The 24,283-nt window shown below is 29.5% G+C and carries 19 protein-coding genes; 16 read left to right on the forward strand and 3 right to left on the reverse strand.

Annotated features, from left to right (window positions below):
* The first annotated feature begins 741 nt into the window (after nt 1-741).
* From AWE51_RS12580 to AWE51_RS12640, 13 genes are all read left to right on the forward strand, one after another.
* The gene (locus tag AWE51_RS12580) at nt 742-1,260 is read left to right on the forward strand and encodes a hypothetical protein (protein ID WP_066313978.1); all 519 of its coding nucleotides are present in this window, start codon (nt 742-744) and stop codon (nt 1,258-1,260) included.
* A gap of 207 nt (nt 1,261-1,467) precedes the next feature.
* Nucleotides 1,468-2,070 (forward strand): Crp/Fnr family transcriptional regulator, encoded by a 603-nt coding sequence (locus AWE51_RS12585; protein ID WP_066313979.1) that lies wholly within the window; start codon nt 1,468-1,470, stop codon nt 2,068-2,070.
* 74 nt (nt 2,071-2,144) lie between these two features.
* Nucleotides 2,145-2,684: an NADPH-dependent FMN reductase gene (locus AWE51_RS12590; protein WP_066313984.1), complete on the forward strand. Its 540-nt coding sequence runs from the start codon at nt 2,145-2,147 to the stop codon at nt 2,682-2,684.
* A 234-nt stretch (nt 2,685-2,918) separates the two neighbouring features.
* Nucleotides 2,919-4,034, forward strand: a complete 1,116-nt coding sequence (locus AWE51_RS12595; RefSeq protein WP_066313986.1) for a helix-turn-helix domain-containing protein — start codon at nt 2,919-2,921, stop codon at nt 4,032-4,034.
* 68 nt (nt 4,035-4,102) lie between these two features.
* Nucleotides 4,103-4,789 (forward strand): CPBP family intramembrane glutamic endopeptidase, encoded by a 687-nt coding sequence (locus tag AWE51_RS12600; protein WP_066313989.1) that lies wholly within the window; start codon nt 4,103-4,105, stop codon nt 4,787-4,789.
* A 228-nt stretch (nt 4,790-5,017) separates the two neighbouring features.
* Nucleotides 5,018-6,064 carry a M14 family metallopeptidase gene (locus AWE51_RS12605; protein WP_232517382.1) on the forward strand — a complete coding sequence of 349 codons (1,047 nt, stop codon included), beginning with the start codon at nt 5,018-5,020 and terminating at the stop codon, nt 6,062-6,064.
* 97 nt (nt 6,065-6,161) lie between these two features.
* A complete protein-coding gene (locus AWE51_RS12610) occupies nt 6,162-6,665 on the forward strand; it encodes a cupin domain-containing protein (RefSeq protein ID WP_066313990.1) in 504 nt (167 codons plus the stop codon).
* Between the two features lie 230 nt (nt 6,666-6,895).
* On the forward strand, nt 6,896-7,330 hold the full coding sequence (locus tag AWE51_RS12615) for an SRPBCC family protein (RefSeq protein WP_066313992.1): 435 nt from the start codon (nt 6,896-6,898) through the stop codon (nt 7,328-7,330).
* Nucleotides 7,331-7,369: 39 nt separating this feature from the next.
* Complete coding sequence (locus AWE51_RS12620) at nt 7,370-7,915, forward strand: hypothetical protein (RefSeq protein ID WP_157766090.1); 546 nt, start codon at nt 7,370-7,372, stop codon at nt 7,913-7,915.
* 119 nt (nt 7,916-8,034) lie between these two features.
* Nucleotides 8,035-8,793, forward strand: a complete 759-nt coding sequence (locus tag AWE51_RS12625) for an SDR family NAD(P)-dependent oxidoreductase (RefSeq protein ID WP_066313995.1) — start codon at nt 8,035-8,037, stop codon at nt 8,791-8,793.
* Nucleotides 8,794-8,817: 24 nt separating this feature from the next.
* Nucleotides 8,818-9,735, forward strand: coding sequence for a helix-turn-helix domain-containing protein (locus AWE51_RS12630; protein WP_066313997.1), 918 nt, complete (start codon nt 8,818-8,820; stop codon nt 9,733-9,735).
* A gap of 219 nt (nt 9,736-9,954) precedes the next feature.
* A complete protein-coding gene (locus AWE51_RS12635) occupies nt 9,955-10,626 on the forward strand; it encodes a hypothetical protein (RefSeq protein ID WP_066313998.1) in 672 nt (223 codons plus the stop codon).
* A gap of 193 nt (nt 10,627-10,819) precedes the next feature.
* Nucleotides 10,820-12,127, forward strand: coding sequence for a PrsW family intramembrane metalloprotease (locus AWE51_RS12640; RefSeq protein ID WP_066313999.1), 1,308 nt, complete (start codon nt 10,820-10,822; stop codon nt 12,125-12,127).
* A 237-nt stretch (nt 12,128-12,364) separates the two neighbouring features.
* On the opposite strand, the gene AWE51_RS12645 is transcribed toward AWE51_RS12640, so the two are convergent.
* Both AWE51_RS12645 and AWE51_RS12650 read right to left on the reverse strand, forming a co-directional pair.
* Nucleotides 12,365-13,861, reverse strand: a complete 1,497-nt coding sequence (locus AWE51_RS12645) for a serine hydrolase (RefSeq protein WP_066314000.1) — start codon at nt 13,859-13,861, stop codon at nt 12,365-12,367.
* 165 nt (nt 13,862-14,026) lie between these two features.
* A complete protein-coding gene (locus AWE51_RS12650; RefSeq protein WP_066314004.1) occupies nt 14,027-14,455 on the reverse strand; it encodes a DUF1801 domain-containing protein in 429 nt (142 codons plus the stop codon).
* 361 nt (nt 14,456-14,816) lie between these two features.
* Between AWE51_RS12650 and AWE51_RS12655 the strand changes: the two genes are divergently transcribed.
* Together AWE51_RS12655 and AWE51_RS12660 are read left to right on the forward strand one after the other, a co-directional pair.
* Complete coding sequence (locus tag AWE51_RS12655; RefSeq protein ID WP_232517383.1) at nt 14,817-16,214, forward strand: glycosyltransferase family 2 protein; 1,398 nt, start codon at nt 14,817-14,819, stop codon at nt 16,212-16,214.
* Between the two features lie 336 nt (nt 16,215-16,550).
* On the forward strand, nt 16,551-19,787 hold the full coding sequence (locus AWE51_RS12660) for a DUF1553 domain-containing protein (RefSeq protein WP_066314006.1): 3,237 nt from the start codon (nt 16,551-16,553) through the stop codon (nt 19,785-19,787).
* Between the two features lie 7 nt (nt 19,788-19,794).
* Here AWE51_RS12660 and AWE51_RS12665 read toward each other — a convergent pair whose 3' ends face one another.
* Nucleotides 19,795-21,411 (reverse strand): helix-turn-helix domain-containing protein, encoded by a 1,617-nt coding sequence (locus AWE51_RS12665; RefSeq protein ID WP_066314007.1) that lies wholly within the window; start codon nt 21,409-21,411, stop codon nt 19,795-19,797.
* Between the two features lie 338 nt (nt 21,412-21,749).
* Here AWE51_RS12665 and AWE51_RS12670 point away from each other — a divergent pair, with 338 nt between their 5' ends.
* Complete coding sequence (locus AWE51_RS12670) at nt 21,750-24,269, forward strand: glycoside hydrolase family 2 TIM barrel-domain containing protein (protein WP_066314008.1); 2,520 nt, start codon at nt 21,750-21,752, stop codon at nt 24,267-24,269.
* Nucleotides 24,270-24,283: the final 14 nt, after the last annotated feature.

The following is a 24,283-nucleotide window of genomic DNA, read 5'->3' on the forward strand; positions in this document are numbered from 1 at the left end:
AATGCTAAACCAAAATAAAAATATTAATCAACGGTTGATTTCTAACGTGAGATAATCCTGCGGATGAGTTATACAACGAAATCATAGCCAAATACGTTGTAGGTAATTTAGAATACTCCAAGTAGACGTAAGTTACACGGAAATTTCTTCAAAGAAGCTATTTAAGAAAAAAGCCTCTACATATTAAACTAGACCCCTTAAAAAATGAAAAGACAATTTTAATCACATTAACAATCTCGATCTTTTTATCTTGCAAGAAAAATCAACAGATACAAGAAAAATAAATGATGGAAATTCTGTTAAACCCAAAAAATAAAACAACAAAAACTTTGGCCTAAACTGATAAATTTATGCACTTATAAATAGCTATAATTTTTATACAAAAGCTTTGGCAAACATATAAAAAAAAAGGATGTTCAGAATTATCACGAAATTCCCGTATCAACAAATTTAATTCCGATTTTTATAATGATAATTAAAATTGGAAAAGTTCAAGGCGACGCTCAATTAAGTTACATTATTTTTGGATCGTGGAGTATTATATGTATCTCATATATGCATTTTATTTCATAATTCCCGAATTTAAAAGAAACTGGGAGAAAATTGTTAGGCTTACCTTTCCTAGTATCATTCTCAGTTTGGCACTTTTAGAATTTCCAATATTCCTAATTGTAATTGGATTGAATTTAATAATGAATAAATTCTTTGCTTAGTATCTTAATAAAAAGACGTTCGATAAAAATGTTTCATAAGCAACAAAAAGAAAAAAGGTTAAGAATAATTATTGTGATATTTCTAATATTTCAATTGCTAATATATTACTCTGATTTCAATTTTTCTTTAGAAAACCACTTTTTAAAAATTACTATTCTCTCAATAATAGGTTATTGTTATTTTGTTTTTTTGAGTTTTAAAAATCAAGGTACAAAAGTACTCTTATCAATATTAATTATTGGATTTGGTTTCTATTTATTATTCGTGGAATTTATTGGTAGTTTCAGCGGAACCGAAAAAGTTTTTGAAAAATGGGACATAGATAACTATGAAATCACATATGCTAAAGAGGAATATATCTTTGGACCTGGAAGCCCTCCATATTTAAAGTTAAAGAAAAAGTATCTTTTGGGAATTCTAAAAAAAGATATTGATGCAATGGAAACGGATCTAAATTCCTTGGAAATTGGAAGAACAGAATGTCTAGTGAAATTTCACAATAAAAAAGTTCAATTCGATCTATGCTCTCTAAAAAAAATAGAATAACATTTGCTAACAACATATATGTTTAACACCAACTAGGTAATCAATCGAATGGTTCTTGTATATTTGGTAAGACGCAATGCTTGCAAAAAGGAAAAACTGGCAACCAATGTGAAGAAAAAATCGATGGCTTGGTAAAATTTCGCCCTGTTACGACACATAAATTAAACGTTAGTATTAAGTATAAATAAAACTTTCACATCTATTTTAATGAAAGAGAGTAAGACACCGTTTTCATACGAATTAATTTTAAAAAACATTAGTCGTTTTATAGACTTAAATCTGGAAGAACAAAACTTATATATTTCTCTGTTAAGACAAAGGGTAATTAGAAAAAAAGATTTTATATTAAAACCTGGAGAAGTTGTAAAAGATGAATATTTTATCGTTAAAGGTTGTTTAAAGGTTTATAGTATCGATGATAAAGGAGTTGAGCATATTTCTATGTTTGCTATTAAGGATTGGTGGACTGGAGATATAGCGAGTTTTTTAACACAACAACCATCAAATTATTTTATTCAAGCGCTTGAAGAAACTGAAGTCATAAAGATTTCAAGAAAAAATTATGATTTACTATTTAAAAAAATACCAAAATTTGAACGTTTTTATAGGATCTTATATCAAAAATCTTTGGCTAACTATATTCTTAGATCTGATCAAAATATTTCGTTAAGTGCAGAAGATCGTTACTTTAATTTTGTTAAAAAATATCCTTCTTTAGTTAATCGAGTTTCTCAAAAAGACATTGCTTCATACATAGGAGTTACACCAGAATTTTTGAGTGTATTACGAAAAAGAATATCTTCTATATAATTTCTTAATGTACATTATTTTTTCAGTAAACAAAGTTTATGTTCTTTGTTTAATAAAAAATAACAAAATATATCATGAAAAAAATAATAGCATTAGGAGGAAGTAATAGTAAAAATTCTATAAACAAATTACTAGCTACCTACGCAGCCAATAAAGTTCAAAATGCAATAGTAAGTATCTTAGATTTAAACGATTTTGAACTACCAATATATGGAGTAGATTTAGAAACCGAAAATGGAATTCCAGAAAATGTAAAAAAACTAAGTAACCTGATTGCTTCAACAGATGGGCTAGTAATTTCATTAGCAGAACATAACGGCTCATATACTTCTTCCTTTAAAAATACTATAGATTGGTTATCCAGAATAGATATTAAAGTTTGGAAAGATAAACCCCTACTATTATTAGCTACTTCACCAGGTGCCAGAGGCGGAGCTACTGTATTACAATCTGCTAAGACCTATTTTCCGTATTTAGGTGGTGACGTAGTCGCAGACTTTTCTTTAGTTAGTTTTTATGACAATTTTACAGAAAATACAATTTCGAATAATGAATTAAATGAAGAGTTAAATCAAAAAATTCGACTTTTTGAGCAAAAAATAACTCATATATAGTTTAATCGAGTTAAAAACCATTGCTAACAATACAGAAAAAACATAGTGCCTTTGCATTTAATCAAAAGTGCTGTGTCCTATTTTGAAAGTCGCCAACTATAAAATTTGCCGTTTATGAGTAAAAAATAAAGCACAATATTTATATTTAGCGCTGTTATAAATCAAAACACAGGTGTTTATCACTTGTCGTACATTTCTTGTACGAGATATTAGCTACAAGCTGGATAAATAAAAATGAAAATTATTTTAGGAATAGGTATTGGAATTAATCTATTAGCAATTTTTCAATTGTTGAAAGGAAGAAACTTTAAACTTATCTCTACTAAAATAGCCGTTTTAATTAATATGTTTTGGGCTATTAGGATTGTGTTTTTTATATTAAAAGACTTAGATATATCATTACGATTTCCGATATTGTTAATGTTAGATCAAAATCTCTTGTTGCTGGACAGTGTGTTTCTATGGCTATATTCAAAATCATTACTACGCAACACTACGGTTAAATTTAAAGTATTACTTCATTTTCTTCCATTCATAATAGGAGTGTTACTTTCATTACTTAGTTATTCACCTGTGCCCGATGAATTAATTTTAGAACAATACGCGAAAATTGACAGAAATATCAGCGATAAAAAATCTCTTTTTGCCATAGATATTTTGGTTTTTATCCTAGCAGTAATTACAGTATCCACCGTTTACTTTGGCAAAAGTATTAGGGAGCTAAAAAAGTTCAACACTATTCTTTATAATCATTTTTCTAGCCTAAAAAACATAAATGCAAATTGGATTTTAAAGTTTCATAGCATATGGATTTTTCTTTTTTTAATTCCAATTATACTGTACTTTCTTAATTATATGTATCCCGTAATTAATATTAAGCTGTTTTTAAGTTTTATGGTTATCATTCAGATATTATTTTCACTGATTTTTAATTCAAATGTTATATCGCAAAATTATGTTAGTATACCTGAAACAAATATTTCAAAACAAGATGACAAGCCAACAGAACAATTTAAAGAAAAATTAAATGAGTTAAAAAAGGTGCTAGAAACAAGTCAATATTATCAAGATGAAAACCTTTCGCTAGTTAAACTTTCAAATTACCTAAATATTAAATCCACAGAATTAACAGAGATAATTAAGTACAGTGAGTTTGATAATTTTTACGATTTAATAAATACATATAGAGTTGAATCAATTAAAAAAGAGCTCATAACATCTACAGAACAAATTATGATTATTGCCTATGATAACGGTTTTAATAGTAAATCTGCTTTTAATAGAATATTTAAAGATAAAACAGGGCAAACACCGAGTGCTTTTAGAAATTTAACCAAAAATACGTCCTAATAATATTAAAAGGACGTCTATACTTTTGATTGCCAATACTTTTGTTTCAAATTAAAATTTACAGTATCATGAAAAAAGTTTGGCAAAAAACTCCTGCTTGGTTAAAAGCTCTATTTTTAAACATTATTTTATTATACCCAATAATAACCATTAATCAAATAGTTATACAACTTAACCTAAAATACTTTCCAGAGTATGGTTTGGGTTTAATAGTAGTTTTGGCTGCACTTTATCTCTACTGGAAAATTATTACTAAATGGAATCTATTTACAAATAAAGACGATATACAAATAAGGTTCAAGTTTAATATTTTAGATAAAAAAAATGTATTAAGCATCATAGGTTTAGGCCTGTTTACCTTTATGATGATATACTTTAGTTATATAATTTTTAAAATAGAAAGCACACCACAATTAGAGCTTATAAATACATTTTCAAATTACAATGCTATAACGGCTATCCCTCTTTTGTTAGGATTAGCACTTACGGCAGGTGTGGTAGAAGAAGTTACTTATAGAGGTTTTATGCAAAATACCACCAACAGAAAATACTCTAAAATTGTAAGCTACCTAATTATCGGAATATTATTCTCAATCGTGCATTTTTTACCATTAAAATTAATACTACCCTATATCCTTATTTCGATAGCATATAGTTACATTGCTGATAAACAAAAATCAACTGGTTTGGTAATGTTTACACATTTTTTAGTTGATTTTGTTATGTTTTTATTGATTTATTATAAAGCATTATAACATAAAAATCGTTGAACATGTACAATTCACTTTAAAAATGTAATTTATTAAAAACTGCTTAAAGCCAGTAGCTAACAACAAATTTATAAAATAGGGGTTAAAGTATTTAGACAAAAATGAATTGTATAAATTTACGGTCAATTTTTATGTAAAAATCAGCACTTAAAGCCCACTACTCTTCATAAACAATACCATTAGCAAAAATCCCAACTATAATTTCAAATCGACATGTCCAAAATCTTTTCAATTTTAGTTATCATTCTTACCATAAATAATGTTGCTGCTCAAAATAGATTCAACAAAGCTTTTCGCAACGAAATTCGATCAACAAAGAATCATATGAAGATTGAGTTTAATGATAATTATGGTAATCAAGGGTTTTTACCTATTTCAATTATTAAAGGAGCAATTGATGGTCCTGTTTTTACAATAGTTGCCGGTGTTCATGGTTATGAATATCCACCAATTATTGCTGTACAGAAATTTTTGAATCAAATTGATGTTAAAAAACTAAAGGGTACCCTGATAATTATTCCTATAGCCAATACCGCATCATTTTTTACACGAACACCATTTATCAATCCTCAAGATCAAAAAAACTTAAATAATGCTTTTCCGGGTAATAAGGATGGTAGTATCACAGAACAAATAGCATATTTTATTACTCAAAATGTAATTCCTGTTAGCGATGTTTTTCTAGATGTACATGGAGGTGATGCCTGTGAAGATTTACTTCCCTTTGTTTGTTATTATAATAATAAGAAAAAACAAAATCAAACCGCATTAGCAAAAACACTATCTGAAAATAGTGGTTTTCAATACATTGTTTCATATCCTTATAACATCTCAGATAAAGATCCAGCAAAATATGTTTTTAAACAAGCGGTACAAGATGGTAAGACTGCTTTGAGTATCGAATGTGGTAAATTAGGTAACGTACAAGAAGAGAATGTAAGTTTAATTAAAAATGCGATTTATAACATGCTGTTTACTATGCATATGTATCCAAAAGCAACTGAGCCGCATAAAAACATCATTTACAGAAATAGTCAAGAATATATTAAATCTAAGGTTCAAGGGATTTTTTATAGTTCGCATAAAGCTGGTGATCTTGTTACCAAAGATGAAATTATAGGTTATACATCTGATGAATTTGGAAAAGTTCTCGAGGAATATAAGGCCACAAAAGAAGGTGTTATATTGTATATGCTAGCCACGCCACCCGTGAACATAGATGATACAATTATGTGTATTAGCTCTTTTGAAGATAATTAAAGATTTTCACAAACGGTATATTTGACAATATCATTACATCACTTGAATAATATTCTTACTGAATGATTTAGAAGTAAGACAAACCAAATTTCAAAATATGACAACATCAAAAAGAGAAGATGTATCTCAAAGTGAAAAAGCTTATATAGATTCCCTTATAACAAAGTATTTAAACATACGAACTATTCATTTTGGTGATTCCCCAAGAGAAGCAATTCGATATGATAAACGACCCCAAATGTACGGAGGAGAAGGTGTTGTTTATCTACTTCAAATGTTTGCTGAAGGAGAATTAGTTAATAACCGAATTGGTGCTTATATGATATTACCTACTTCTGATGATTCAATTGGGTTTCATACACATGGCTCAAGAAATGAACAAGAAATTTATGTTATTCTTGAAGGTGTTGGTCAGTACCTAGAAAAGGACAGTTGGGAAAGTCCCGAAAAAAAACATGAGGTGGTAAAAGGAAATATTACTACTATGATGGGAAAAGGATTTCATGGTATAAAAAACATAGGAGAATCACCTTTAATAATTTTTGTTATCACTACAAATGAAAAAAAAGTTAGATCTGTATCAGTAGACACAGGGATTTAAAACTTAATTGAAAAGTTATCGCAATTTCATATAATCGATATTGTTTCTTGGTCCGCATTTTTTAAATAAGTAATTCGAATTATTACTTGGTTCAAAAACTCAATCGTTACTTCATATTTGTACAAATGAATTAACCACTGTAACAGTAGCTTAAAACAAATTTTATTGATAAATTAACAACAACGATTACAATCCATTTTGAAATAACCAATACAAATGATTCTCAAAAAATGAAAAATACCGATGATCCTATTGTTATTGAACAGACTTTTAATGTTTCATTACTAGAAATCTGGTGTGCGATAACTGAATTAAATCGTATGAAAGAATGGTTTTTTAAAAATATACCATCTTTTGAACCAAAAGTTGGATTTGAAACACGTTTTATCATTAAAAATGAAGGTAGGATATTTCCTCATATCTGGAAGATCGTAGAAGTTGATCCCGAAAAAAGAATAGCGTACAATTGGAAGTATGAAGGATACCAAGGAGATTCGGTTGTGGTCTTTGATTTATCTCAAGATAAAGAAGTCTCTAAATTAACATTGACTCATCAAGTGACAGAAGATTTTCCTCAAAATATTGAGGAATTCAAAAGAGAAAGTTGTTTACAAGGTTGGAAATGGTTCATAAAAAAGAGTCTAAAAGATTATTTAGAAAAATAAAAAACCTTAACCAATATTGGTTATAATTTAATCCAGCATATGAAACTACTAACATGCATTTATCTCATTAGTTTCTTTCAATTGAGTTGTGAAAAATATCAAAAGAAAAATCTTGAAACGCAAACTCAAGAAAAAAACAGAATAGAATGTACCGAAAATGGTTGTAGTGGAACATATACAGGACCCGAATTTATAAACGGTCAGGATATTGCGCATCAATTTTCTAATAAAATGAGTGGAAATGTAGGGGACAAACTAAAAGAACTTTATCGTGAAAAAAACTATAAAAAAGTAGATTTTTCTTCTATCAAAATGACAACTCAAGGAATGGGAAGTGGAAAAGTAGTTTATTATCTTTTCATTCCTTTTACCTCTGTTAACTCCAAATGCGAAGCTTATACTTCTTTTGACCACGTTGGAGGCTGGAATCATGCCCCTGCGCTAAATAAAAGAAAAAGAGAACTTGAAGGAGTCACTCTGGAAGGCCATACCTTGGATATCAGCAAAATTACAAAAACACCTGAAGGGTTACAGGAGTTTTGGATCCAATGGAAAAATAAAAAAACTCAATCTGATTGTAAATAAAAAATGAAGTTTTGGATTTATCTAAAATATTAGATTTGGATAGGACTATCATAGATTTGGCACATTATGACTTCACAATTTGATTCAACTTTGTATTGTAATTAAAAACAATATAAAAAATGACTCAAAAAACAGCAATTATTACAGGAGCAACTAGAGGACTAGGAAGAGATATGGCAATTAATCTTGCCAAAGACGGAATAGATATTATCTTTTCATATAACAGTAATGAAGATAAAGCAAAAGAAGTTATTTCAGAAATAAAATCAATTGGTCAAAAAGCCATCGCTTTTCACTTTGATGCAAATGACTACAAAAGCGGACAACAATTTATTGTTAATGCCATAGACTATTTAAAACAAGAAACTGGTAGCCCCAATTTTGATTTTCTAATTAATAATGCTGGCACCGGGGCATTTAATTTGATATCCGACACTACAGAAAAGCAATTCAATGAAATGATAAATGTACATCTTAAAAGTGTATATTTTTTAACTCAAAAAGCATTGTCTTATATAAATGAAGGAGGAAGAATTATTAATATATCTAGTGGCCTGACCCGTTTTAGTTTACCAGGCATGTCTGCATATGCTATGATGAAAGGTGGTATAGAAGTCTTTACACGTTATTTGGCAAAAGAATTAGGTGCACGCAAAATTACAGCCAATGTTATCGCTCCTGGAGCTATAGCCACCGATTTTGCCGGGGGAAGTAATCGAGATAATCAAGAAAAAAGAAACATTATAGCCAATATTACAGCATTAGGTCGTGTTGGTGAAGCCAAAGATATTGGCGGCACTGTAGCTTTTTTATGTTCTGATAGAGCAAGTTGGATTAATGGTCAAAGAATTGAAGTATCTGGAGGGATGTTAGTGTAACATCTTTTACATAAATTTATACTGATGAAAGAATTAAAACATTTCAAAAAAATTAGCGATTATCACAACCTAGCTAGTATAAGTGCTCCTGAACATCCATTAATTAGTTTAATAGATTATAGTAAAGTAAAATATCCATCAGATATTGATAATTTGAAATGGAGACAAGATTATTATACTATTGGGTTAAAGCGTAATGTTGCACATAAATTCTTTTACGGTCAACAAGAATATGATTTTGACCAAGGATTAATGACTTTTGTTGCCCCCAATCAAGTTATGAGTTTAGGTAGCAATCCAAATATTAAAAATAGTAAACCCTCAGGTTGGTTGTTATTAGTGCATCCGGATTTTTTATGGAATTCACCTTTTGCCAAACAAGTAAAACACTATGATTTTTTTGGTTACAACATAAATGAGGCACTTTTTCTTTCTGAAAAAGAGGAAGTAATGATCACAGATCTTTTAAACAATATAAAGCGCGAATATGAATCTAATATTGATAAATTTAGCCAAAAAATAGTTATTTCACAGTTAGAGTTACTACTCAATTATGCCGAACGATTCTACGAAAGACAATTTATAACTCGTAAGATCTCGAACCATCAAATATTAAATAAGTTAGAGAACGTTTTATCTGATTATTTTAAGGACGAGAATTTGATTGAAAAAGGTTTACCTACAGTTTTATGGACTGCTAATCGTTTAAACCTTTCTTCAAATTACTTAAGTAGTATGCTCAAATCGATCACCGGACAAAGCACGCAACAACATATTCATAATAAATTGATAGAAGAAGCTAAAGATCAATTATCAACCACATTACTTTCGGTAAGCCAAATTGCTTACAATTTGGGTTTTGAACACCCTACATCTTTTACTAAACTTTTCAAAAATAAAACAGAAATGTCGCCTTTAGAATTTAGAAAATCTTTTAATTGAATATCTGATGCTACTAGCAATATTAGTATGATTAAGTATTAGTTTTTGCATATTCAGAAAACCCTGTGGATTTCTCTATTGTTCGTTATCTTTTACTAATTTAGGCATCTCTATTATAATCAATCCTACACAAATATGATGTACACAAATAAAAAAATAATTTGGATACTATTATTTATAAGCACTATTTGTTTCTCTCAATCGGATGAAAAGTTTTTGATGGATTTTCTAATCGAAGACAAACTCAAACCAAAAAACACTCTATCACAATATAATAAGTTAGATTTTGTCAATTTATGGACTCAAACCAAAAATTATAATGTTTTAGGAATTATTGGATCTAATCATCAAAGAATTAAAATAAAATTTCTATCAATTAAGAAAGACTCTATCAATTCGAATAAATATTTAGTTTCGGGCAAATCTTCAGTTAAAGAGACAATCTGTGACTTTAAAGGAACAATAATCTTAAGAGATATAAAAGAAGTTGAAAAACTACATTTTGGAGTTGATAATGAACATCAAAACAAAGGGATTAAGTCACAAGGAGTTCTTATCGCAGATTATGAATTCAAAGAAAACAAAGATCAAAAACATAGTGGACTATTTAAGGGTAAACTCTACTCTAAGTGGTATCTGATTTCTGACGATCGAATCGAGTATGACAATATTCAGTCGGTTGCAGATGGGTATTCAAATAATGCATTTATTGGAGTTTGGAAAAGTTACAAAACTGGAAAAGAAAAAATCTGTAATTGGGCTGACTTTCGAGTGCCAAATGCAAATCAAGATTTTGATGTTGGCGCCGGTGAATTTGGTCCAAGTGAAAAATATTATGCTAAAGGATGGGCAGATTACAAACCAATGGATACTCAAGAATGGTGGAAATAAAGGCTGTACCTAACTATATAGATGATACAACAGCTATTTGAGAAAATTCATTTACTTATTATGTTTTTTTAAGATAACACTATTAATTAAAAATAAATACAATATTAAATGTACAGAAAATCTAAATAACTAGGTAACATTTCATCTTGTTTCGACACTTACTTATAACGTTAATGGCCTGCACATAAATACAATGCTAACATTCTATATACTTATTGCAATTTTTATAGCTTGGATTTGGGTTGATTATTTTTTATTAATTGACATTTATGAGAAAGATAACTTAGGTTATTTAATTTTAATGTTTTTGCTAGGAGCTTCTTCTGTTCTAATTGTTTTTGGATTGGAAAAATACTTTTTAAAACACTTCAATTTTGAACTTACCAATAGTTTTATAAATGATTTTATTTATTCTGTTTTAAAGATTGGTCTAGTCGAAGAAATATCAAAACTTATACCCTTTTTAATCTTTTATAAATTATTCAAAAAACAGTTTAATGAACCTATTGATTATATCATATTTATTTCAGTTTCAGCATTAGGTTTCTCTGCAGTAGAAAACATTATATATTTTAACAGAAATGGTGCTGGTATCATAAATGGTCGTGCAATCTTATCCACTGTGGGCCACATGTTTGACACTGCGCTAATTGGTTATGGGATTGTATTATACAAATTCAAACAAAAACCTTTAATTATTCTAATTATCTTCCTTTTTTTAGCTGCCTTTAGTCACGGCTTTTATGATTTTTGGTTGTTATATGAATCTACCAAAAAAGGAGGAATCTTTATTACAATCTTATATTTTCTTATTACTATCGAAATCTTTTCAACTATTCTAAATAACTCATTGAACAACTCTTCTTTTTTTAACTATAAAATCGTTATAGACTCAAATAGAGTATATAAAAAACTATTGATTTATTATGGACTAGTTTATCTGCTTCAGACAATTGTTCTTTCCTTTAGTGAAGGTTTAGAATATGCTTTAAAAGTTTTACATGGGTCAATTTATTTTACTGGTTTTATAATTGTAATCACTTCTAAAAGACTTAGTCGATTTAAGTTAATAAAAAATAGATGGAACAAAGTATCAATAAGCTTCCCTTTTACCTTTAATAATAGTGGTACAGGACTAGTTATAAAAGGAGATTCTTATAATGAATCATATATAAGTGAATTTTATAATGATTATATCCAAATTGTGCCATTATCATATCGAAACACATATCTTGGAGATATAAAAAATGCTTACATAGAAAAAAAAATATTCTTAAAAAATGATGAAACCTTTTATTTAGCCAAAGTATATCAAGACGAGTCTAATGAAAATTTTAAAAACTATCTATTAAAGCCAAAAACCAAAGGAAAGGTAAAAACTAATGATTCAGAATTAATCATAGGACTTCTTGATATAGGTGTAAATAATTTGGAAAATAACAAATTAAAATTTAATGACTTTGATTTTTTAGAATGGTGCACTATTTCAAATAAAAAGTAAATAGAATCACAAATTAAAGATAACGTCTATCATTTAATCATTAGGCCCTTACAGGCAATATTAGCTAAAAGAATTTTTAACGATTTAAAAGGTAATGATTTTTATCAAAAACAGTCTGATAGTCTTGAAAAGGAAATTTATCTTCTTTTTTCAGAAAAAAAACTAAATGGAAATAAAACCTTCGAAAATTATTATAAAGAAGTTGCCGAACTAATCAGAAGCAAGGCAAAGTAAAAACTATTTGTTTTTATTAAGCTGCTCTTCTAATTTGTCTGCTTTATCCTTAGCGTAGTCCAAAGTATTATCCATAGCATAACATTTTTTAAAATTCGTTAAAGCCTGTATAGAATCCCCTTTTTCTAATAGTGCATCACCATAACTATCATACACATTTGCTGAGTTTGGATATTCATCTATGTTTAATTTGAATATTCTCAAGGACTCTTCTAAATTACCATTTTGTAATAACTGATACCCCAATTGATTAATATTACTTTCTTTCACTTCGTAGGTTAATGTATCTTTTTTTATTTCGTGATAATAGGCAATACCTTTATCAATGTTTTCATTTAATATTTTTTCGGCTAAAACCGTTTCTCCTTTAAATTTTGGAATCTTGTACGCTTCATTTCTATTAATATTCGCAAAACCAATCACAATATCCCGAAAATTATTATTTGAATTATTAGTTAATACAATAAACCCATTTTCGGCATCGACTTCATTATATAAATAAGTACCAAAACCTACCCAACCTCCAGAATGAAAAACAACTCTTGGTTTGGTTTTGGATTCTATAAACCAGCCAAAACCATAGTTAGTTTCTTCTCCATTATTTAATTTTCCTGGTGTAAATGCCTCGTCTAAATACTTTTTTGGAATAATTGTATGATTAGAAAGTGCTATATTCCATTTCATCAAATCCTCTAATGTTGAGTAAATACCCCCATCACCTCTTACATCGTTAACAATATTATAATCATTAAGTTGTAAATCTTTTTGATTCAACGCTTTTCGGTAACCAAAAACGCGATTTGGCATGTTTACATCTGCAGCCTCTTGATATTTATACAAAATAGTGTTGTTCATTTTTAAAGGGTCTAAAATTTGTTCTTTCAAAAATTCACTAAAATGTTGTCCTGATAATTTTTCTACTATAGACGCTAAAAACAAATAACCTGTATTACTATATTCCCATTTTTCTCCAGTTTTAAAATCTAATTCTGGATTTACCCTATACATTTCTTTGATAATCTCATCGTTTCCTAATATATATCTTTTAGTAGAGTCTTCAGGTTTCCAATTCTGATCGATTAACCTTTCGTAATCGGTTAACCCAGAGGTATGGTGTAACAAGTGCCTAACTGTAATTTCTTTATATGGAAATTCGGGAAGAATGGTATTTACTTTTTGATCATAATCTAGCTTACCAGATTCTTTTAGTTTCATGATAGCCATACCTGTAAACTGTTTACTCACAGATGCTAGACGAAATTGCGAATCTAAAGTCAAAGAATCCTTAGGGTTGATGCTTCTTAATCCCGAACTATTTTTAAAAACAACTTCTCCTTTTTTGTATACCAATATGTTTCCCGTTGTTATCCCCTTCTGTTGAAGTTTATTCAAAAATTCTTTATAGATGTTTGTTTTAGTTTCTAGTTTGTCTTCTATTTTACAAGAAAAAAAACATGCTGTAAACAAACATAATATTACTATTTTTTTTAGTGACCCCATTTTTTGATTGATTAATTGAACACACCTAAATTACAATTAAATCTTTAATTATTTAGTAACACATTGTTATACAAGAGTAACAAACATTTTTTGCAGAATGATATTCGAGAAATAACAAAATTATTCCATTTTATTACCTTAATAAAAACACTTTTTCCTTCTTTCTCATATTCCTAAGGTTGGTAAATGTTTTACGGTATGATATCTTAAAGCTGCTTTTATGCAAAATTTCAATTCCTCGGCAGGAATTTCGTCTTCCATTTGAAAGATGATAGCTCTTTTTCCTTCAAAATCAAAAGTGTTTTTAAAAATCATTTTAAAAGTCTCTACTAATCTACTTGTACATTGAAAATACATTGCATATTGATTTGGCTTTTTTGTTTTCCAATCCATTCTTATCGTACTTCCTATCTTTGTTAAATAACTTGGTTCACCCCATTTAAGAGTTTCTTCCAACGTAGTTATTTCGTCAATTTCTTTGGCAGTGTCTATAATCAATTCACGAAGGCTAAACATTTTATTCCGTATAGAGTCCGGATAATTATCAAAAATCAATTTAACTTCAGGGTTCGTTATTATTTGTAAATCTTTCATTGGTTTTCAAATTACACTATGTATCTTTTATAATAAGTGCTGCATTTGTATATCTTTTAAAAAAACGTTTTTTATAGTAGTAAGAAAGGTATGTTTTTTATAGAAAATACCAAATCATTTAATTTTTAGCAGATTTCTGCACCTATAAACATCATGAAGTTGTTCTACTATAATTAGCGATTCTCACGTTAAAAAACGACTACATTTTCCCCATAAAATAGTGGGTTGATTTTACACACCTGTGGAAATTCTTCACACTTTACAATAGACACTTTTACTTAAAACACTGTTTTCCAAGCATATTCAAAATGGTACTACAATTGCTTTATCCAGAAAGGTATTAATAAAACAATTAATGATTATGAACAAAGACCGCAACGGTATAGAAAAATTTATTTCAAACTCTTCATCTCCTTTAATTCTATTAGGAACTTTTATATTAATGTTTGGCGCTGCATTTTCGTTCTATTTTTTGCAACCCTATTTTGAAGAAATCTATTTAGAAAGAATGAATACCGCTTGGGGAATGACCTTAATGGTAGTTGGTTTTTCTCTACTTGCCGTTAAGGTGAGTTTTTTAATCTACATACTATTTTTATATCTAAGATATAAAGTAATTAAACCTATCTCTAATAGTGAACTACCTCTTCTAACAGTAATAGTACCAGCATACAACGAAGGTGAATTAGTTTATAAGACGTTAATTAGTTTAGCTGAAAGTGATTATCCCGCTGAAAAAGTACAGATACTTTCTATAGATGATGGTAGTCAGGACGATACATGGCAGTGGATGAAAAAAGCAAAAAATGAATTAGGAAACCGTGTTTCTATCTATCAACAACCAAAAAACAAAGGAAAAAGACATGCATTATATCGTGGATTTAACTTAGCCACAGGAGATGTATTTATAACTGTTGATAGTGATTCTATCGTTAAGAAAGATACTTTACGTATTATGGCAAGTCCTTTTATTGTAGACAAGAATTGTGGTGCAGTAGCAGGAAATGTACGTGTATTAAACAGAGATAAAGCTTTAATACCACGCATGTTAAATGTAAGCTTTGCATTTAGTTTTGAGTTTATACGTTCTGCACAAAGTAGATTAGGATCTGTGTTGTGTACCCCAGGAGCGTTATCTGCTTACCGTAAAGAAGCCGTTTTTAATTGTCTTCCGGATTGGATTAATCAAACTTTTATGGGACAAGTGTCAAAAATTGGAGAAGATAGAGCCATGACCAATATGATTTTAAAGCAAGGTTATAAAGTTTTATTTCAACGTAATGCATTTGTTTACACCAACATTCCTGAGCGTTATAAAAATCTATCAAAGATGTTTATACGTTGGGAAAGAAGTAATATTCGTGAAAATATTGCAATGAGTAAATTTGCTTTTACTGATTTTAGAGATGGTTCTAAAAGTGGTACAAGAATACTATTACTAAACCAATGGTTAAAAATGACAATGGCATATCCTGGACTATTACTAATGCTATTTTTTATCGTTACGTATCCAGTATTATTCCTTAGTTCTACACTAGTAAGCATTTTGGCTTTTTCAAGTATTCAAGCTATATTTTATGCTAAGAAACATAGTGTATCTGAAGCATTTTGGGCATACCCATATAGTGTTTTTTACGCATTTACCTTATTCTGGATCACCCCTTATGCCATAGCCACAGCAGGAAGAAGTGGCTGGTTAACTCGTGATTTAACCAAAAAACAACTAAAAAAACAGCAGGTTATTGCTGTATCATCTTAATATATCAACCAATTTATATCTTAAAACCTAGTAAAGAGGCTACCTTAAAAGGCAGTCTCTTTTTATGTATAGGATATTAATAGATGAATCGTAAATATTCAAAAAGGAGGGAAACAGTTTTCTCATTCATTAAACTACGATTGCAAATAGTTGTTTACTCTCTATAAATAGAGATCGCTAAGCCAATTCCAAAAATTATATAAAAAACAAGAAACAACCTAACTTCATTTAGTTTTCTAACGGTTATTGTACAGTTTTTGTCTAGTTAGAAAAACCATATTGAGCTATTCGATATCTTAATTTTGAGATCAAAATATTATCGAAAAGCAATTAATTATGAAAATAAGATTTCTTCTTATATCCTGCTTAATTTTAATACATATAGGTTGTCATCCTTCTTTACCAGAAGAAGTAGAAATATCATACAAGAGTTTACCAAAAAACATAGATTACAATATTCACGTAAAACCTATTCTATCTGATAAATGTTTTATTTGTCATGGACCAGATAAAGCAAAGGTTTCTGCTGGACTACAATTACATACTCCAGAAACCGCTTTCTTAGAGCTACCAGAATCACCAGGTAAATTTGCAATAGATCCTGGAAATTTAAAAAAATCCGAGGTTTTTCATAGAATTTTGTCACAAGACCCTAATTTAATTATGCCTACACCAGGTTCTTATCTTACTTTAACTGCCAACGAAAAAGCAATACTAATAAAATGGATAGATCAAGGGGCCGAGTATAAGGATCATTGGGCTTTTATTCCTGTTGTTGAACCTAAAATTCCGCAAATAGATAAAAAATACAATCCTACAAATCCTATCGATAATTTTATTCTTAAAAAATTAGAACAACAAAATATTACCCCTGCAAAAAAATCAACAAAAGAATTATTACTTCGACGGGTATCTTTAGATCTCACAGGTTTACCACCAACCAAGAAAGAAATCTTAGCATTTACAAATGATACTTCTCAAAATGCTTATGAAAAACAAGTAGATCGATTGTTAGCATCACCACATTACGGAGAAAAAATGGCAATAGATTGGTTAGATTTAGCCAGATATGCGGATACTCATGGGTATTTTGTAGATCGATATCGAGATATGAGCCCCTGGAGAGATTGGGTGATAAAATCTTTTAATCAGAATATGCCGTATGATCAATTTGTTACTTGGCAATTGGCTGGTGATTTATTGGAGAATCCTACAAAAGAACAAATATTGGCCACTGGTTTTAATCGTTTACATCCTCAAAATTTAGAAGGGGGTATTATTGATGAAGAATTTAGGTCCGAATATGTAGCAGATAGAACAAACGTAGTAGGTCAAGGAATTATGGGGTTAACTGTAGCTTGTGCCAAATGCCATGATCATAAATATGATCCTATCTCGCAAAAAAATTATTTTGAGTTATATAGTTTTTTTAATCAGGTAAACGAATCTGGTCAAATCCCTTGGGATTGGTCAACACCTGTACCAACACTACTTCTGCCTACTCAGGATGAAGAAAAAATGGCTGCATACATTGACAGTTTGATTCAAGAACAAGAAAAAGAACTTGAAAATGTAAAAACTAATGAATTAGATCATGTAAAAAAATGGATCTCAGAAGAGAAGTACAAAATTGATTCATTTAAAGACAGAAAGCATCTTTTAGCATATTTTGACTTTGAAAACGAAAACATCTCAAATAAACTAAATCATCAACAAAAGGGTATTATAAAAACCCAATTCACAACCAATCAAAACGTTATTCTAAAAGAAGGTTATTCTGGTAGAGGTCTACAATTTGATGGGGATTCGTGGCTTGATTTAGATAAAATAGGAATTTTTCAGCGAAGCGAAGCTTTTAGTATTGGATTACGTATTTTCATCCCTAGAGACCTTAAAGAAGGAGTCATCTTTCATAAAGGACAAGGCACACGTCTGCATAGCTATAGAGGATATCATCTTGCTATAAAAGAAGACAATACTCTGGAACTACTTTTGGCCCATGTATGGCCAGATAATGCTATCGTAGAACTAACAAAAGAGAAAGTGCCTAGAGATCAATGGATACAACTCACTCTTACATATGATGGCTCTAGCAAAGCTAGTGGTCTTAAAGTCTATCTAAATGGTAAGGAAATGGAGTCAAAAATAAAGATAGATAACCTATATAAAGACATTGTATTTCATAATTTTGAAGACTACATCTATTCTAAACCTATAGAACCTGGTCTACAATTAGGAGCAAGATGGAGAGGAAAAGGTATAGCCAAAGCTATACTAGATGACCTCTTTATTTTTGATAAAGAATTAACCCAAATCGAAATCTTAAAAATAGCAGATAAAGAATCTCTAAGTTCGATTCTAAGCAAATCCAATAATGAACTTTCGAAAGAAGAATTTAACAACCTAAAAAAATACTATTTATCATCTAAATCTAAGTCTACAAAAGAAACCAAATCCTCACTTCAAAAACTTAGAACCATGTATGCCGACAGTGTGAATGACATTCAAGAAGTCATGGTTATGAAAGAAACCCCCAAATTACGTAAAACATATATTTTAGAAAGAGGCCAGTATGACTCTCCTGGAGAGGAGGTCTTTTCAAATACTCCAGAAAGCCTCCCCTCTATGCCAAAAGATTTACCCAAAAACAGATTAGGTCTTGCCAAATGGCTTATGAATCCCAAACATCCTTTAACAGCAAGAGTAGCGGTAAATAGGTATTGGCAAAATTTCTTTGGTGCTGGTATCGTAGAAACATCTGAAGATTTTGGAAATCAAGGTTCGCTACCCACCCATCCCGAATTGCTTGATTGGCTTGCAAATGAATTTATGCAATCCAAATGGGACCTTAAAAAATTGAATAAGTTGATAGTCATGTCTAATACCTATCAACAAGATTCTAAAGCCTCAAATCAAATCAGAGAACTAGACCCTTATAATAAATTATTGGCTCGAGGCCCTTCTAAACGACTATCAGGAGAAATGCTAAGAGATAATGCATTACTTGCTAGTGGTTTACTAAATAAAGAAATAGGAGGCGAAAGTGTAAAACCTTATCAACCAGACGGATTATGGATTATGACACACTTACCGTATAAAAAAGATTCTGGTAAAAAATTATACAGACGAAGTTTATACACTATTTGGAAAAGAACAGCTCCAAATCCTACTATTGGAACATTTGATGCTGCAAATAGAGATATCTGTACTACCAGAAGACAAGAAACAAATACCCCATTGCAAGCTTTAGTATTACTTAATGACCCGACTTATTTAGAAGCAGCAAAAGTAATCGGTAAAAATATGACCAAATTCTCGAGTATTGAAGAAGGTATAAAAGACACCTATATAAAGTTAACCGGAAAAACTATCTCTGATAAAGAATTACAAATTTTAATGTCTTTTCAAAAGAAAGAATATAAGAAATTCAAAGAAAATACTAATAAAACTAAAGGTTGGATAAGTTCTGGAGATTTTCAAATCCTTAAAGACGATAATTTACCTTTAATAGCAGCAAATGCAGTAATAGCTAGTACCATAATGAATTTGGATGCTACTATAACAAAAAGGTAATAATGTTTTAATACTTAGATACAAATTCTACCAAATTATCATTTCTGTCTAATTTTAATTTTTTTCTCAATCGATATCTAGAAGTATGTACACTTTCTATAGAGATTCCTAAAAGTGAAGACATATCCTTACTAGAAAAATTAAGCTTTATTAATGCACAGATCTTTAAATCTGTTTGAGTTAATGGAGGAAAATCTTGTTTTATATTTTTATAAAAATCTTGATTAATATCGATAAATCGGGCTTCAAATTCTTTCCAGTTACTCCCTACCCCAGATTGAATAGATTTTATTACTTTATTTATTGTAGTCGAATTTAACTCTTCTTTGTTTTCTGTAAGTGCATTTTTTAAACCTGCAATAAACTCATCCTTTTCAATAAGCTGTAATGCTGATTTTGCAAGTTCTTTATTTTTTAAATCAATTGCCTTTTTATTCTCTTTAAGTTTAATCTTCTGCTTTTGTTTTAATAAAATCTTTTCTCTTTTATGCCTTCTCTTTAAATTTTTGAACACCATGAAACCAAAAATTATTAAGAAAAATAATGTTATAAATAATAGAATAGATCTTAACCTAGATAGTTTTTGTTTATGCTCTAGTTTTAGTAACCTTTGTTCTTTTAGTATCTGTTCTTGTTCTGTTTTTTGTAAGCGATATTTATCCTTAATTTCAAATAAATATTCATTGTTTTTACTATTTATACCAAATATTTTGTTTTCTAAACCAATGGCTTTATTTATATGGAAAAAAGCGTCTTTATACTCTTTAGAATCATAATATATTGTTGATAATTCCTTATGATTTATAATTTGATAATTCATATGGCTATTATACTTACTTGATAATTCAAGAGATTTTAGATAATGATACTTACTTTTTTTAAGTGCTCCTTTGATCTGATACAACTGTGCAAAAAAGTAATGTACAATAACCAAATACGATTCGTTGTTTTCTTTAAAATAGGTATAGGACTCATTTAAAATCTTTTCCGAAGTATCAAATTGACCATCTATAGCTAATAAAAAACCTCGTTCAGATTCTAAAAAATAATTTTGAGTTTGATTATTTTTAGATTTAAAATAAATAAAACAACTATCCACATATTTCCTTGCAGTTTCAAAATCTCTATTATATCTATAAAAATTTGCTTTGGAAAAATAATCACTGATAAGATAACCTTCATCAATCTCTTTTTTTAGGTAAAGTTTTTTACTAATATCTAAAGCTTTATCAAAATTCTCTAGTGCTTTTTTGTTTCGGTTATAGAAACTATATAACCAACCTAAGGATTGATACACTCTAGATTTAGAAAATTCATCATTACTTTCTTCTGCTAAAAATAACGCTTTCCAATACCCATCATATGATTTACCATAGTTTAGATTATGCCCATACAATTCAGATAATTCATGAATGCTATTAATAAGGTTTAATGTATCTTTTTTGTATGTAAAATATGCTATACTTTTTTCATAATTATGTACAGCTTTCTCGAAATTCACAAATTTATTTTTTCGAGCTTCTTCTAAATATTTATTTGTCTGATATGGTATTTGTCCAGATGAAAAATTCTGGAACAATAGAATAATTAGAAAATTAAATACCAATAATAATTTCTTCATCATTTGATTCTTACAATATTTTTTGACTTTTTATCATCTACAATTACATGGTTTTATGTTTTGAACACAAAACCAAAAAATCATATCTAACAATACATGGCTTACTTAAACTTTATTGTATTACCCAAAAACAATGAAGAATAGTGTCTATTTCTTATAAATTAACAAAAATTATTAAAAAAAAATTACCTTAAGACAATACTTGATGTCAAAAATAGAGTTTTTGTCTAGTTATTTACAAGAGTTAGATTAAATTGTCTAGTTTATGTCTAGTTGTAGTTAAAACAAGATTACGCGATTAGTATTGATCTTTGTAAGAAAATTTATTCTATAATTTACATATGTTATTAAGACCTGTTCTTGCATTACTTTTAGTATTCTTATTCTTGGAAAGTAATGCTCAAAACTATTCAAAAATTGGAAATCATGATTTCAACTACAATTGGGAGTTTAGGCTTCTAGAAAAATCAGAAAAAAAAGAGAAACCAGATTGGAAAAAAATTAGATTACCACATGATTGGAGCGTTAGTTTTTCATTTGATGCAAGCAAAGAAGGGGCAACTGGATATTTACCAGGAGGTATTGGATTATATCAAAAGAACTTTTTATTAAATAAAGACAACTCTAAAACAACATATCTTTTATTTGATGGGGTTTACAACAATACCGAAGTTCATATTAATAATCAATTACTAGGATCACATCCATACGGATATTCTCCTTTCTTTTTTGATATTACAAAAACCTTGAGAAATAATGACTCTCTAAATACTATTAAAGTTAAAGTAGATCATAGTAGATATGTAGATAGTCGTTGGTATACTGGATCTGGGATTTATAGAAATGTAAAACTTATTCATAAAAATAATCTTCATGTTCCAATATGGGGTATTTTTATTACTACCCCAAGTATTTCCAAAGATATCACTACGACACATTTAAAAACATTAGTAAAAAATAATAACCAATCAGAACAAAATTTTGACCTACAAATTCAGATTTATGATGATAACACTAAACTTGTATCTGATTATTCAAAAAAATACAATGTAAAAGCACATCAGCAAATCAATCTAGAAAGTACCCTTTCTATATCTAAACCATATTTATGGGACATCGCATCACCAAGAATGTATAAGGCTACTATTACATTAGTTCAAGAAGGTATTGTTCTAGATAAAAATCAGGTTTCTTTTGGTATTAGAAAAATAAAATTTGATGCTAACAAGGGGTTTTTCCTAAATGATATCAATACTCCTATAAAAGGAGTCTGTCTTCATCATGATGGTGGGATTGTTGGTGCGGCTGTACCCAAAGATATTTGGCGTAGACGATTACAAAAACTTAAAGATGCCGGATGTAATGCCATAAGAATAGCGCACAACCCTGGTTCACAAGAGTTTTTAGATTTATGTGATGAAATGGGATTCTTAGTTCAAGATGAATTTTTTGACGAATGGGATAACCCAAAAGATAAACGATTAAACACAAACGAAAAAAGTATAGATTCAATCACCAGAGGTTATACTCAACATTTTCAAAAATGGGCAGAGAAAGATCTTAAAAACACTATGTTAGCACACCGTAATCATCCTTCTATTTTTCAATGGAGTATCGGTAATGAAATTGAATGGACATACCCAAGAAACGCTAACGCTACAGGTTTTTTTAATAATATAAATTGGGACGGTAATTATTTTTGGGAAGAACCTCCCCACACAGTAGAACAAATCACAGAAAAATTAAAAACCCTACCCAAAGGAGCCTATGACATTGGTGAAACTGCCAAGAAACTAGCCACGTGGACTAGAGAACTAGATACCACCCGTTATATAACGGCAAATTGTATTTTACCCTCAGCTAGTCACCTATCTGGTTATGCAGATGCATTAGATGTAGTAGGATATAGTTATAGAAGAATTTTATATGACTATGGCCATAAAAACTATCCTAATAAGCCCATAATGGGAACCGAGAACCTTGTGCAATGGCATGAATGGAAAGCCATTGAAGAACGGCCATTTATTTCTGGAACATTTTTATGGACCGGGATCGATTATATGGGTGAATCAAACAACCAATGGCCTAGAAAAGCAACTCCTAGCGGAATGTTAGATCTAGCAGGTTTTGAAAAACCCTCCTATCATATGATAAAAACATTATGGAATAAAGACCCTCATATTTATGCTACCACACAGATACTTGATAAATCAATTTACAAAATAGGAAAAGATGGAGAACCTAAAGAAAAAACAAAAGATGCCTGGAAAACAGCTCTGTGGGTTTGGCACGATGTAAATAATCATTGGAATTATACTGAAAAAGACAAAATCATTGTAGAGGTATATTCTAACTGTGATGAAATCGAATTATGTCTTAATGGAGAAAGTTTAGGATCTAAAAAACTCATAAATTTTGAAGATAGAATATACAAATGGATTGTTCCATATACCCGAGGGGAATTAAAAGTTGTAGGATCTAAAAATGGAGAAATACAACAAATAGAAACCATTAATACATCTGATGCGGCCGACAGTATAAAACTTACAACAGACAAAACAGTATTAAAAGCAGATGGATATACTACTGCTCATATAGTTGCCCAATTGATTGATAAAAAAGGAAATCCAGTTACAACCAGCAATGAAAAAATTAGCTTTATTGTTGATGGCAAAACCAAGATTCTAGGTGTTGATAACGGATCTGCCAGTAACATCCAAGATTATCAATCAAATGAAATCATAACCCACAAAGGAAGATGTTTACTCCTTGTACAATCAACAACACAAAAATCTAACGTAACAATTAAGGCTGTTTCTAAAAAATTATCTAGTAATGATATCCATATTACCATTGATTAAATAAAAACTCAAAA

Source organism: Aquimarina aggregata (assembly GCF_001632745.1).
Taxonomy (GTDB): Bacteria; Bacteroidota; Bacteroidia; order Flavobacteriales; family Flavobacteriaceae; genus Aquimarina; species Aquimarina aggregata.

Coding starts and splice junctions, on each gene's coding strand:
- AWE51_RS12580 (WP_066313978.1), top strand. CDS start 742: ATGTTTCATAAGCAACAAAAAGAAAAAAGGTTAAGAATAATTATTGTG.
- AWE51_RS12585 (WP_066313979.1), top strand. CDS start 1,468: ATGAAAGAGAGTAAGACACCGTTTTCATACGAATTAATTTTAAAAAAC.
- AWE51_RS12590 (WP_066313984.1), top strand. CDS start 2,145: ATGAAAAAAATAATAGCATTAGGAGGAAGTAATAGTAAAAATTCTATA.
- AWE51_RS12595 (WP_066313986.1), top strand. CDS start 2,919: ATGAAAATTATTTTAGGAATAGGTATTGGAATTAATCTATTAGCAATT.
- AWE51_RS12600 (WP_066313989.1), top strand. CDS start 4,103: ATGAAAAAAGTTTGGCAAAAAACTCCTGCTTGGTTAAAAGCTCTATTT.
- AWE51_RS12605 (WP_232517382.1), top strand. CDS start 5,018: ATGTCCAAAATCTTTTCAATTTTAGTTATCATTCTTACCATAAATAAT.
- AWE51_RS12610 (WP_066313990.1), top strand. CDS start 6,162: ATGACAACATCAAAAAGAGAAGATGTATCTCAAAGTGAAAAAGCTTAT.
- AWE51_RS12615 (WP_066313992.1), top strand. CDS start 6,896: ATGAAAAATACCGATGATCCTATTGTTATTGAACAGACTTTTAATGTT.
- AWE51_RS12620 (WP_157766090.1), top strand. CDS start 7,370: ATGAAACTACTAACATGCATTTATCTCATTAGTTTCTTTCAATTGAGT.
- AWE51_RS12625 (WP_066313995.1), top strand. CDS start 8,035: ATGACTCAAAAAACAGCAATTATTACAGGAGCAACTAGAGGACTAGGA.
- AWE51_RS12630 (WP_066313997.1), top strand. CDS start 8,818: ATGAAAGAATTAAAACATTTCAAAAAAATTAGCGATTATCACAACCTA.
- AWE51_RS12635 (WP_066313998.1), top strand. CDS start 9,955: ATGGATTTTCTAATCGAAGACAAACTCAAACCAAAAAACACTCTATCA.
- AWE51_RS12640 (WP_066313999.1), top strand. CDS start 10,820: ATGCTAACATTCTATATACTTATTGCAATTTTTATAGCTTGGATTTGG.
- AWE51_RS12645 (WP_066314000.1), bottom strand. CDS start 13,861: ATGGGGTCACTAAAAAAAATAGTAATATTATGTTTGTTTACAGCATGT.
- AWE51_RS12650 (WP_066314004.1), bottom strand. CDS start 14,455: ATGAAAGATTTACAAATAATAACGAACCCTGAAGTTAAATTGATTTTT.
- AWE51_RS12655 (WP_232517383.1), top strand. CDS start 14,817: ATGAACAAAGACCGCAACGGTATAGAAAAATTTATTTCAAACTCTTCA.
- AWE51_RS12660 (WP_066314006.1), top strand. CDS start 16,551: ATGAAAATAAGATTTCTTCTTATATCCTGCTTAATTTTAATACATATA.
- AWE51_RS12665 (WP_066314007.1), bottom strand. CDS start 21,411: ATGATGAAGAAATTATTATTGGTATTTAATTTTCTAATTATTCTATTG.
- AWE51_RS12670 (WP_066314008.1), top strand. CDS start 21,750: ATGTTATTAAGACCTGTTCTTGCATTACTTTTAGTATTCTTATTCTTG.